Below are 12,014 nucleotides of genomic sequence, written 5' to 3' on the forward strand. Positions count from 1 at the left end.
AATATATTTGACCGCAATCTTTCAAGGATAGTGTAATGAAAAAACTTACTCGCATTACGGTCGCTGTCATATTTTTGCTTTTACTCGGTTATTTTGGGTTATCTGGATATGTGTGGTATCACGATAATCAACGAAGAGAAAATAATGACATTCAGACATCTAAAATTGCAGAAAATAATCAAGTTCTCAAATTCTTCGCTGAAAAGGGATGCGATTACTGTCACACGCCGTCAACTGATTTACCTGCCTACGCATCGTTCCCCATTGCTAAGCAACTGATGGAATACGATATTCAGCTAGGTTATAAATCATTCAACCTTGAGGCTGCTCGCGCTGCACTCATCGCAGGAGAACCTGTACCACAAAGTGAATTAAATAAAATTGAGTGGGTTATGCAGAACCACACCATGCCGCCAACTCGTTATGTTGCACTTCATTGGGCAAGTAGCGTCAGTGATGAAGAGCGTAATAACCTTTTGAATTGGATAGCTAAACAGCGAGAAGAGCACTATGCCAGCCAAGATACCGCTGCTGAGCACCGTAACGAACCAATTCAACCAATTCCAAAATCACTGGATGTTGATGATGCAAAAGTCGCATTAGGTTTCCGCTTGTATCATGATGCGCGCCTGTCAGGGGATAGCACGATTTCTTGTGCTCACTGCCACGCACTCAATGCAGGTGGTGTTGATGGCCGTAAAACATCAATTGGTGTTGGTGGCGCAGTAGGCCCAATCAATGCGCCAACGGTGTTTAACTCTGTATTTAATGTCGAGCAATTTTGGGATGGTAGAGCGCCTGATTTACAAGCGCAAGCCGGAGGCCCACCATTAAATCCTATCGAAATGGCATCAAAATCATGGGATGAAATCATTGAAAAATTGGATAAAGACCCTGTCTTAAAACAAGATTTTAATGCAGTTTACCCAGAAGGGTTTACGGGTGACACCATCACAGATGCGATTGCTGAGTTCGAAAAAACCTTAATCACCCCAGACTCTCCGTTTGATAATTGGTTAAGAGGCGACAAAACTGCATTAACCGCACAACAGCTCCATGGTTACCAGTTATTTAAAGAGAACAAATGTGCAACCTGCCATGGTGGCGTGATCTTAGGTGGTCGTTCCTTCGAACCTCTGGGCCTGAAAAAAGACTATGAGTTCGGTGAAATTACCGCACAAGATATTGGTCGCATGAATGTCACCTCTGATGAGCGCGATAAGTTACGCCAAAAAGTCCCAACACTACGTAATGTCGAGCTAACCGCGCCATACTTCCACCGTGGAGATGTGGCTACCTTAGATGAAGCAGTGAAACTGATGCTACGTTATCAAGTCGGTAAAGAACTGCCACAAAAAGATGTCGATGATATTGTTGCCTTTCTTGAAAGCTTAACGGGTGTGTATACACCGTATGTACAACAAGGTGAATCACAACAGTAAATATCAATAGCTAATTGATATGAAAAACCAATAGCACCGCTCAAATAATAGCGGTGCTATTTTTTTATTTAAAACTGCCGTATAGGCTACCTACAACCCCGACTTAATCTATATTCAAAGCAATTCACGTTATCGCGTATCTCTTTCCCACTGTGTTATTACTTAAACGATCCCAGTTTCCCAATTTATACGAAACAATGTTAACTAGCTCAAAGTTTTCATTGAATGGTATTTAAAAGGTATTATTAAGTGATATTGTCATTGCTGTACCCTACAATACCTATAATTAGCCGTATAAAGGAATGAAAGATGAAAAAAACAACAGCAAAACTCTCATTCATGATGTTCATTGAATGGTTTATATGGGGGGCTTGGTTTGTTCCCTTATGGCTATTTTTGAATAAAAGTGGCTTCACCCCTTCTCAAATAGCATGGTCTTACGCCTGTACAGCCATTGCTGCAATTATCTCTCCCATCCTTGTAGGCTCAATTACTGACCGATTTTTTGCCGCGCAAAAAGTCCTGGCGGTACTGATGTTTGCAGGGGCAGTCTTTATGTTTTTCGCAGCTCAGCAAACTGAATTTTCTAGCTTTTTCCCTCTACTCTTGGCGTATGCATTGACTTATATGCCAACCATTGCGCTCACCAATAGTATCGCTTTTTCCAATGTGGAAGATGTGGAACGTGACTATCCTCGTATTCGTGTAATGGGGACTATCGGCTGGATTGCATCAGGCATTGCATGTGGATTTTTACCTTCCATGATGGGCTTTGGTGATATTTCTGCGACTAATATCCCGCTCTTAGTGACAGCCGCTAGCTCCGCTTTACTGGGCTTTTTTACCTATTTCTTGCCAGACACCCCACCAAAAGGAACTGGCAAAATGAGTATTAAAGTCATGCTCGGATTGGATGCCATTGTGCTGTTAAGAGACCGTAATTTCTTAGTATTTTTCGTGTGTTCATTCCTCTTCGCCATGCCTTTAGCTTTTTACTATATTTTTGCTAACGGCTACCTTACTGAAGTTGGGATGAAAAATGCCACCGGATGGATGACCTTGGGGCAATTCTCTGAAATCTTCTTCATGCTTGCTTTGCCCTTCTTTACTAAACGTTTTGGTATCAAAAAGGTATTACTTCTTGGTTTAATCACTGCAGCTATCCGTTATGCTTTCTTTATCTATGGCGATGCAGACCACCTATTCACCTACGGATTACTCTTCCTCGGTATTTTATTACACGGTGTTAGCTACGATTTTTACTATGTCACCGCATATATTTATGTCGACAAAAAGACGCCTGTGCATATGCGAACAGCGGCTCAAGGCTTAATTACTCTCTGTTGCCAAGGCTTTGGTAGCTTACTGGGTTATAGCCTAGGTGGGCAAATGATGGAAAAACTTTTTTCTTACGGTGAACCTGTCAACGGCCAGACCTTTAACTGGGCCGGTATGTGGGGCTTCGGCGCTGCTATGATCGTCGTAATCACGGTTGTTTTCATGTTGATGTTTAAAGAGTCGAGCCGTGATATTCAAGAAATTGATATTAATAAAAGTGGCATAAAACCCACATCCAATTAGTTAAGCAATCATTAATTAAACGCCTTTATTGACCGACTGCCAACACATAAGGGCGCTGTTTTTAGCCAAAATTGAAGGAATTATAATGAACAAAGAGAACCGTATTTTAGGCACGTTTTATGGCCAAGCCTTAGGTGATGCAATGGGAATGCCTTCTGAATTATGGCCTCGCTCTCGTGTTAAAGCACATTTTGGTTGGATAGACCGCTTCTTACCTGGGCCAAAAGAAAATAATGCAGCTTGCTACTTCAATACGGCAGAATTTACAGATGATACCTCAATGGCGCTCGCACTTGCGGACGCGATTATAGAATGTGATGGCAAAGTGAGTCCTGAACTTATTGGCCGTAATATTTTAAAATGGGCAGAGCAATTTGATGCCTTTAATAAAAATGTCTTAGGGCCGACCTCTAAAATTGCATTAAAGGCAATAAAACAAGGGACTCCGATTTCTCAGTTAGAAAACAATGGCATGACAAATGGTGCCGCAATGCGAGTTTCCCCACTCGGTTGTTTGCTGCCAACTCATTCTATTGATGAATTTATTGATGAAATTACACTCGCCTCATCGCCAACGCATAAATCGGATGTGGCAATTGCGGGGGCGGTCGCTATTGCTTGGGCAATTTCTAAAGCGATAGATGGCGAAAATTGGCCGCAAATTCGCGACCAATTACCTGCTATTGCGAAGCTAGCACAAGAAAAGCATGTCACAACCTTTAGCCCATCAATAGCTGCACGTATTGAACTTGCTTTACACACGGTGAAAAACACGATTGGCGCCGAGCAAGCAATGGAACAGCTTTATCAACTCGTTGGCGCTGGTACGAGCACCATTGAGTCAGTTCCTGCCGCCATTGCTATGGTTGAATTAGCGGAAACTGATCCCAACCGCTGTGCCATTCTGTGTGCTAATTTAGGGGGAGATACCGATACCATAGGGGCAATGGCCACCGCCATTTGTGGCGCCCTCCATGGCGTTGATGCCATCGATAAACAGCTCAAAAAACAATTAGATGATGTGAATCAACTTGATTTTACACAGTATAGCCAAGCCTTTATGGCATTGAGAACTGCAAGAGAAAAAGCTTATGAAAACTGCTGAACTTATTGCCCATCTTCCATTGCAAGCAGAGCATCGTCCTGTCTGCCTGATTGGCGCTGCCGTTATTGATGTGATTGCAGATGCATATTCACTGCCTTATCGCGGAAGTGACATCGAATTGCACCAGCAGAGTGTCAATATCGGTGGATGTGCTCTGAATATTGCGGTGGCCTTACAACGTCTTGGTATCCAGTCACTCAATGCATTACCTATTGGGCAAGGTGTATGGGCAGATATCATCCGCAACCAACTCAATAAAAAAGGTGTGAGTTCCGTTATAGAAACGAATAAAGGTGATAATGGCTGGTGTTTAGCCTTGGTTGAACCCGATGGAGAAAGGACATTTCTTTCAATTAGCGGTGTAGAAAACCAATGGGAACGCCAAACCCTAGATGAATTGCCAATTACATCTAACACTATCATCTATCTTTCTGGCTACCAACTAGCCGCAAAATGTGGCGAAACTCTGCTTTCATGGCTGGAGTCGCTCTCCGATAACGTCACTTTATTTATCGATTTTGGCCCTCGGATCGCCGACCTTTCGAAAACACAATTATTACGATTAATGGCTTTAAAACCAATCATTTCGTTGAACCGCCAAGAAGTCGAACATATCGTCACATTATTCCCTGATATCGCGCATCAAGGAATGGATACAGAAGCATTAGCCAATATTTGGCATTCTCAATTTTTAGTTCCCGTGATTGTTAGAGTCGACAAAGAAGGCGCGTTCTTTCAAGAAAGTGGTCGTTCATCAGGCTGGGTGGCACCATTTGAAACCACCGTTGTCGATACCATTGGAGCAGGAGATAGCCATGCAGGAGGCGTGATTGCGGCATTGGCGTCCGGCTGGGCACTAGAAGACGCCGTGTTACTCGGAAATGCTGTCGCATCCTATGTAGTTAGCCATCGCGGAGGGGATTGTGCGCCTTCGTCTGAGCAACTCACCGCATATTTACAGCAATATTAATCATCAGAGAAAAAAGAGGCCTAGCCTCTTTTTTACTCTTCAGAGACAAATACATACATATCACTGCGACACTGATTAAAACTGTATTCAATGGGCACATTTTTATGGTCGAAAGCCACCTGCTTAATCACTAAAATAGGTACGGTCTTTTCCAATTTAATGTGCGTTTGGAAGTCTTCATCTGGCATTCGAGCACTCACCTTGCTCTTTGTTCGTGTAGGATAAATATTTTGGCTGCGAAAATAATCGTACAAAGATAAGCCAATATCATCGACATCACCAATCAGCCCAATAGGAACATATGACTCCTCAATAGAGACCGGCTGTTCATCCACATAGCGAATACGTTTTAACATAAATACATTACTATTGATGGGGAGCGCGAGTGACTCTGCCACCTCCTGTGAACAAGGCACGATACTTTTATTGACCCAAAGTGTGTTTGGTTTTTTTCCAAGTAAAACAACTTGCTGTGAAAAACCTTTAGCTTCTTTGAGTGAATACTCAAACTTATCACTAATTTGGGTGCCATAACCTTGTGACCGAATGATAACGCCTTCTTGTTCAAGTAGCTCTAACGCTTTTCGAACGGTAATACGTGACACCCCTGTCTGCTGACCTAATTCCCTTTCACTGGGTAGCATATCACCTTGATGCAAAACCCCTGTTCGCACAGCAAATTTCACCGTTTCAGCAAATTTACATACAAAGGTGTATTGTCTATTTCAGCAAGACGGGTACAAAGTTGTTGGATCAGAGATAAATGCGCATCATTCATATTGAGTTAGTCACCTAAAAATCGCAGCAATAATCAATAGTACCACTATCCATAGATTTATTGCAGGCAATTGAATTAGATAAATTTATTACCAATGAAAAACAGAATGCTACAGGGTACTATTTCTGGTGAGGTACACGTTTTTCTCTGATATAGGTAAAGTCAATTGCTGTTGATACCCATCCAGTGTTTCTTTCGATAATATCGCCAATGCGCGGTAAAAATCGCTGTTAGCCGAATCTATCAATACTTCGAGAAAATGTGCCGACCAAGGTAATAAGTGCCAAGCGAGCAACTCTTCTAAATCTGCTCTGCGATTTTGCTCAGCCAGCCAAGCCGCTAACATCAAAATCAACCCAAAGTGGTCTTCAGGCTCTTTTTGTGTCGTTACGGGTTCAACACCTTTAATACGCATCCACTGACGCAATTCAACGGTTGAGTCGCCAAAAACAATCTTTTCTTTATCTAGCCAAACCGAACCCCAAGGGGGAGCAGGTAAAGCATAAGGCCCAATAAACAAGCGCTGCCATGCTTCACTCAGTGGTTCATTCCCCTGAGCACTGGATTGCAAAAGCTGGCTAATTTTTACTAAGGAAGGTAAAGCAAATGGCCATTCGTTATGCCAAGTCGGCTCCTGTAAAATCGCGATAATTTCTGTATTGTTTTCATTCTCTGGGGAGAAATAAAATAAAGATCCCAAAACCCGCCCTGTCACTGCGACGTGTTCAAGAAAGTGCGCTTGTTGCATATTGATTGTCTCTGAAATTATCAGCGCAGGGAAATCACACCCTGCGCTGAAAGTTTACTAATTAAGCTACAGCCATGCCGACTGTCATATGTAAACCATAGAATAGCCCACGACCGATAAATTCACCAACCAGTACCAGCACGGTACCAAGAAGTAAGCTCAAAACCGAAGGCTGATTTTGTCGCACAACAGGCAAAATCCATAACAACAGCCCAATACTTGTCACCACGATGCGTACCACTTGTAAAACACCAAAGTCAGGGACTAAATCCACAGCTTTCTGTACTGAGGTGGTGATAAGCGCAATCTCACCACTTTGCAGTAGTACTGATGCAATAGTCACGATATAAGCAACGACACTAATTGCCGCTAATTTACCACTATTAAATGGAAATTTAGCAACTCGTAATAGTAAAGTACCTAAAATTGGCCCCACAACAAACAGAGTCATAAAGAAGCCGATAGTGGTATGTGGCGTGTTCCATGTCGGTACTGTGCTTATCATATAAACTCGTGTCATTGCCCAAACAAATAGCAATCCCATCAACATGGTGATGATTAACCACACCTTATCGAGTCCTGTTGGCATATTTTTGATTGCGGAGAACAACCACCATAAACCACCTAAAGCAAAGAAAATAGAGCCGAATAACACTTCGTTACTCAGTGACGAGGCAAATACACGGTTCATCGAGTTAAATGCACGCATCGGTGAGCCCATATGCATCATAGAAGCGAGAAAACCTAAGCCCATCAATACCCATAATGCCAACATCGCATTCACAATACGCTGTTTTTGGGGTTTATCGTCTGTCGATAACCATGCAAGCCCCGTTACAATCACACCACCTGCAATACTTTGGCCTAATACCGTAAATAAAATTAGCGGCCATTCATGTAATCCATTGCCCATGTTATACCTCCCGAGGATTGGCTAAATGGCCTGTCGTATCATTGACAGGGCGACTATTGGCATTTGGTTTAATGACAAGATTGGGCTTGGTATAGTGCGCTTCAGGTAGTGGCGCAATCTCGGCCAAATTGCCATGTTTTTCACGTAATTCATCAATGGGGCCAAAGTCTAATGCACGCAATGGGCAAGACTCGGCACAAATCGGTTTTTTACCAACTGCAACACGCTCATAGCAACCATCGCACTTGGTCATATGTCCTTTTTCGCTATCAAATTGCGGTGCACCATATGGGCAAGCCATATGACAATAGCGGCAGCCAATACACACGCTTTCATCTACAACGACAAAGCCATCTTCACGTTTGTGCATCGCGCCGCTTGGGCACACTTTGACACAAGCAGGGTCTTCGCAGTGGTTGCATGAAATCGACAAATAATAACTAAATACGTTTTGATGCCACACACCGTTATCTTCTTGCCAATCTCCCCCTGCATATTCATAAATGCGCCTAAAATTCACCGCAGGAGATAAATTTTTGTAGTCCTTACACGCTAACTCACATGTTTTGCATCCCGTACACCGTGCGGAATCAATATAAAAACCATATTGTGTTGTCATGATTTATCCCCCTATACCCTTGCCACTTCAACCAAATTACTGTGTTGCGGATTACCTTTCGCTAACGGTGACGGGCGTTGAGTCGTCAGTACGTTTAGGCTACCACCATGGTCTACCTTGTTTTCATCAGGTGCGTACCAAGCCCCTTCCCCCATTGCGACAACGCCTGGGATGATGCGTGGAGTCACTTTGGCAGTGATCTGTACTTCCCCTCTATCGTTGTAAATTCGCACCATGTCGCCATCTTTAATATTGCGACGTTTTGCATCAATAGGGTTGATCCACATCTCTTGTAAACAAGCCGCCTTGATCACATCAACGTTACCGTAGGTGGAGTGAACTCGTGATTTATAGTGAAAACCACTCAATTGCAGTGGGTATTTTTCGGTGAGCTTATCATCATGGCTTTCAAAGCCTGGGGAATACATTGGAAGTGCTGATATCAAATCACCTTCCGCTAGAGTCCATGTTTTCGCAATATCCGCTAAGCGAGATGAATAGATCTCAATCTTTCCTGACGGGGTATTTAATGGATTACCAATAGGGTCTTCACGGAAGGCTTTGTGTGCTACAAAATGCCCTTGCGGGTCCATTTTTTTATAAATTCCTTGCTGCTGGAATGTCTCAAAATCAGGTAGCTCAGGTAACTTTTGTCGTGAGATTTCATACAAATGGCGTAGCCACTCTTCTTGGGTTCGCCCTTCGGTGAATTTCTCTTCAACGCCCATGCGACGCGCAATTTGTGTACACATTTCATACACTGTTTTACTCTCAAAACGCGGTTCGATAGCTTGGCTGGCGAAAATGACATACCCCATATTACTGGCGGCACCATCCAAACAAAAATCCATTTGTTCAGAGGCGGTGCAATCTGGTAGGACTAAATCCGCATATTTCGCTGAGGCGGTCATATGGTTATCAATCACTACTATCATTTCGCATTTTTTATCATCCTGAAGAATGTCATGCGTTTTATTAATATCAGAGTGTTGATTAATTAAGCTGTTGCTGGCGTAGTTCCAAATAAACTTAATCGGAACATCCAGTTTATCTTTGCCGCGTACGCCATCATGAGTTGCGGTCATTTCTGGGCCGCGCTCTATTGCATCAGTCCATAAAAATACGGAAATGCTTGCTTTGACTGGGTTTTCTAACGTTGGCATCCGCTCAAATGGAATATCATAATTCCCTTCACGAGCCCCTGTATTACCACCATTGATGCCAACATTACCGGTTAAAATCGGTAACATCGCAATCGCACGTGCGGTTTGTTCACCATTCGAATGACGTTGCGGCCCCCAACCTTGGCTAATATACGCAGGTTTTGCAGAACCGATTTCACGCGCGAGTTTAATGATTTTATCAGCCGGAATACCGGTAATCTGCGCAGCCCATTGTGGTGTTTTTTCTACGCCATCATCCCCTTGGCCTAAAATATACGCTTTATAGTGGCTGCTTTTCGGGGCATCTGCTGGCAGGGTTTTCTCATCATAACCTACACAATATTGGTCTAAGAAGGGTTGATCAACCATATCTTCAGTGATCAACACATGGGCGATCCCTGCCACTAATGCGGCGTCTGTTCCTGGGCGGATTGGGATCCACTCATCTTCACGCCCTGCTGCTGTATCAGTATAACGCGGGTCGATCACTATCATTCTTGCATTAGAACGCTCACGAGCTTGTTCTAATTGATAAGTAATCCCACCACCACTCATACGGGTTTCTGCAGGGTTGTTACCGAAGAGAACCACCAGCTTTGAGTTTTCGATATCGGAAACGCTATTACCCGCTCCGCTACCATAGGTATACGGCATTGCACAGCTGATTTGTGCCGTACTGTAGGTTCCGTAATGGTTTAAATAGCCGCCCATACAGTTCATCAAACGGGCGATGGGTGAATTCGCTGGCGGCCATGAACGTGCGACTGTGCCACCTAATGTGCCAGTACCATAGTTCAAATACACTGCTTCATTACCATAATCGGCAATAATTCGTTTTAGGTTACCACTGATTAGATCGTAGGCTTCATCCCAACTGATTTGTTTGAATTTACCTTCACCACGCGCCCCAACGCGCAACATTGGGTATTTCAAGCGGTCAGGGTTATAGACACGACGGCGCATTGAGCGACCACGTAAACAGGCTTTAACTTGGTGATTATTGCCGTAAACATCATCTCCGGTATTATCGGTTTCGACATATTTGATTTCACCATCAACCACATGCATACGCAGTGGGCAGCGACTCCCACAGTTAACAGTACATGCGCTCCAAACTATTTTCTCTTCAGGTATGGTTGTTTTGGATGCGGTTTCACTGGTATTAGCAACACTATTAAAAGGTAAACTTAGCGCTCCACTTGCAAGTGCGAGTCCCCCGACGGTACTGGTTTGCATTAGCTTCCTGCGGCTGATCTCCGATTGGAGTACTCCCTCAGATAATGCTTTACTCATATCTGCCTCACTTTACATTGCTTCAGCGTTTTAAAATGGTTTTCTGAAATTTATTTTTATCTTTAATTTATTTATCAACTTCCAATTACCATTCTATAACCGAGGCACCGTGGGGTATTGTGCACGATCAACAATCCAATACAAATTGTGTGGTTTTGATACGTTATATCGAGTCATTCAAGCCAGACTAAAATTAAAATAATTATTTTTAATGTTTAATTATGAATTAAATTGAAATAATATAATTCCATTCTTCTTTAACTTGAGTTTACTGTTTTTCATTTATTTCCGAGTCTCTATCCATAAAAAATCCCCTTAAACGAAAATTGACTAAAGCGTTTAAGGGGAAACATAGAAACTAACCTTATCTAGTGACTTTTTTCTTTTAACAGCACTTAAACTGTCGATTATGCCGTTAACCCACCATCTAAGACCAATGTTTGCCCGGTTAGGTACTGGCTGTTATTACCAATCAAAAATTCAACTAGCTCTGCCACTTCTTGAGGTTGCCCTAAGCGACGTAAAGGGATGTTTTGGCACATAGCTTTTAATTTAGCTTCAGGCATTGCACGGGTCATATCACTATCAATAAGCCCCGGAGCAATACAATTCACACGTAATCCAAAACGCCCAACTTCATGAGCCAATGAACGCGTCAACCCCATCATCGCCGATTTACTCGCCGCATAAGCTGTTTGACCAATATTGCCTTTTAACCCAGTAATTGATGACATCAATACGATTGAGCCACTCCCCGCCATCAACATGGCAGGTAATAATTTACGGTGCCAATTCATCACGGAAATGACGTTGTTCTCTAGCACGTCTCGCCAGATTTCAGCATCTTGATGAATATGTAAGGCATCCCTAGTGATACCTGCATTATGAATAATCGCCGTAGGCGCTCCAAATTGTTCCAATAACGAGCTAGAAAGCGCATCAACTTGGGCTTCATTTTTACCATCACACGGGGATCCTTTCACCCATGTATCTAAATCGGGGTTTTCAAGATTCGCTTGAGTTTCATTAACACCATCAACGCTACGCCCAGTAAAAACTACATTCCAATGGCGTCGCAATTCGCTAACCAGTGCAAGTCCAATTCCTCGGCTTCCTCCCGTCACGAGTATCCATTGATTATTTGCCATTTTAAGATTTCGACTCCTTATCAATATGTTCACACAACGCTTTCACCGAAATTTCTGGATGTTCTAGGAAAAATTCCGCATCTAAAGCAACATTAAAGTCACGTTTAACCAGCACCATAAGTTCAACATAATCTAAGCTATCGAACTCTAACTGGACTAAAGTCATCTCCGCATTCAGCTCTTCTGCTTCTAAATCTTTTGCGTCACAGATCATGTCACTAATTTTGGTATAAATTTCTTGATATTGGCTCATT

General features: G+C 42.9%; 10 protein-coding genes and 1 pseudogene. 4 read left to right on the forward strand and 7 right to left on the reverse strand.

The genetic code is table 11. The features are described 5' to 3' along the window. Positions 1 to 35: 35 nt before the first annotated feature. From ACU696_RS20495 to ACU696_RS20510, 4 genes are all read left to right on the forward strand, one after another. Positions 36 to 1,442: a cytochrome-c peroxidase gene (locus ACU696_RS20495; protein ID WP_115168044.1), complete on the forward strand. Its 1,407-nt coding sequence runs from the start codon at positions 36 to 38 to the stop codon at positions 1,440 to 1,442. Between the two features lie 309 nt (positions 1,443 to 1,751). Then, positions 1,752 to 3,023 (forward strand): nucleoside permease, encoded by a 1,272-nt coding sequence (locus ACU696_RS20500; protein WP_004907714.1) that lies wholly within the window; start codon positions 1,752 to 1,754, stop codon positions 3,021 to 3,023. A gap of 85 nt (positions 3,024 to 3,108) precedes the next feature. Continuing rightward, positions 3,109 to 4,128: an ADP-ribosylglycohydrolase family protein gene (locus ACU696_RS20505; RefSeq protein WP_004907711.1), complete on the forward strand. Its 1,020-nt coding sequence runs from the start codon at positions 3,109 to 3,111 to the stop codon at positions 4,126 to 4,128. After that, positions 4,115 to 5,098, forward strand: coding sequence for a PfkB family carbohydrate kinase (locus ACU696_RS20510; RefSeq protein WP_164529216.1), 984 nt, complete (start codon positions 4,115 to 4,117; stop codon positions 5,096 to 5,098). Before ACU696_RS20505 ends, ACU696_RS20510 begins: the two co-directional genes overlap by 14 nt. A gap of 32 nt (positions 5,099 to 5,130) precedes the next feature. On the opposite strand, the pseudogene ACU696_RS20515 reads toward ACU696_RS20510, so the two are convergent. From ACU696_RS20515 to ACU696_RS20545, 7 genes and pseudogenes are all read right to left on the reverse strand, one after another. Then, positions 5,131 to 5,876, reverse strand: a pseudogene (locus tag ACU696_RS20515) (GntR family transcriptional regulator). Between the two features lie 109 nt (positions 5,877 to 5,985). Continuing rightward, entirely contained in the window at positions 5,986 to 6,624 is a 639-nt protein-coding gene (dmsD, locus tag ACU696_RS20520; protein WP_209101747.1) for a Tat proofreading chaperone DmsD, read from the reverse strand. Between the two features lie 61 nt (positions 6,625 to 6,685). Next, positions 6,686 to 7,537 (reverse strand): DmsC/YnfH family molybdoenzyme membrane anchor subunit, encoded by an 852-nt coding sequence (locus ACU696_RS20525; RefSeq protein WP_209101744.1) that lies wholly within the window; start codon positions 7,535 to 7,537, stop codon positions 6,686 to 6,688. Position 7,538: 1 nt separating this feature from the next. Further along, positions 7,539 to 8,156 (reverse strand): DMSO/selenate family reductase complex B subunit, encoded by a 618-nt coding sequence (locus ACU696_RS20530; RefSeq protein WP_004907698.1) that lies wholly within the window; start codon positions 8,154 to 8,156, stop codon positions 7,539 to 7,541. A gap of 11 nt (positions 8,157 to 8,167) precedes the next feature. Then, complete coding sequence (locus ACU696_RS20535; protein ID WP_209101741.1) at positions 8,168 to 10,612, reverse strand: DMSO/selenate family reductase complex A subunit; 2,445 nt, start codon at positions 10,610 to 10,612, stop codon at positions 8,168 to 8,170. 407 nt (positions 10,613 to 11,019) lie between these two features. Then, positions 11,020 to 11,760, reverse strand: a complete 741-nt coding sequence (locus tag ACU696_RS20540) for an SDR family NAD(P)-dependent oxidoreductase (RefSeq protein WP_004907691.1) — start codon at positions 11,758 to 11,760, stop codon at positions 11,020 to 11,022. A gap of 1 nt (position 11,761) precedes the next feature. Beyond that, the gene (locus ACU696_RS20545; protein ID WP_004907686.1) at positions 11,762 to 12,013 is read right to left on the reverse strand and encodes an acyl carrier protein; all 252 of its coding nucleotides are present in this window, start codon (positions 12,011 to 12,013) and stop codon (positions 11,762 to 11,764) included. Between the last annotated feature and the right edge of the window lies 1 nt (position 12,014).

It is taken from the genome of Providencia sp. PROV_01 (assembly GCF_053098325.1).

What these genes read in the sequence shown, in the direction of transcription:
- ACU696_RS20535 (WP_209101741.1), bottom strand. Translation starts at nt 10,612, where the DNA reads ATGAGTAAAGCATTATCTGAGGGAGTACTCCAATCGGAGATCAGCCGC.
- ACU696_RS20495 (WP_115168044.1), top strand. Translation starts at nt 36, where the DNA reads ATGAAAAAACTTACTCGCATTACGGTCGCTGTCATATTTTTGCTTTTA.
- ACU696_RS20500 (WP_004907714.1), top strand. Translation starts at nt 1,752, where the DNA reads ATGAAAAAAACAACAGCAAAACTCTCATTCATGATGTTCATTGAATGG.
- ACU696_RS20525 (WP_209101744.1), bottom strand. Translation starts at nt 7,537, where the DNA reads ATGGGCAATGGATTACATGAATGGCCGCTAATTTTATTTACGGTATTA.
- ACU696_RS20545 (WP_004907686.1), bottom strand. Translation starts at nt 12,013, where the DNA reads ATGAGCCAATATCAAGAAATTTATACCAAAATTAGTGACATGATCTGT.
- ACU696_RS20540 (WP_004907691.1), bottom strand. Translation starts at nt 11,760, where the DNA reads ATGGCAAATAATCAATGGATACTCGTGACGGGAGGAAGCCGAGGAATT.
- ACU696_RS20510 (WP_164529216.1), top strand. Translation starts at nt 4,115, where the DNA reads ATGAAAACTGCTGAACTTATTGCCCATCTTCCATTGCAAGCAGAGCAT.
- ACU696_RS20505 (WP_004907711.1), top strand. Translation starts at nt 3,109, where the DNA reads ATGAACAAAGAGAACCGTATTTTAGGCACGTTTTATGGCCAAGCCTTA.
- ACU696_RS20530 (WP_004907698.1), bottom strand. Translation starts at nt 8,156, where the DNA reads ATGACAACACAATATGGTTTTTATATTGATTCCGCACGGTGTACGGGA.
- dmsD (WP_209101747.1), bottom strand. Translation starts at nt 6,624, where the DNA reads ATGCAACAAGCGCACTTTCTTGAACACGTCGCAGTGACAGGGCGGGTT.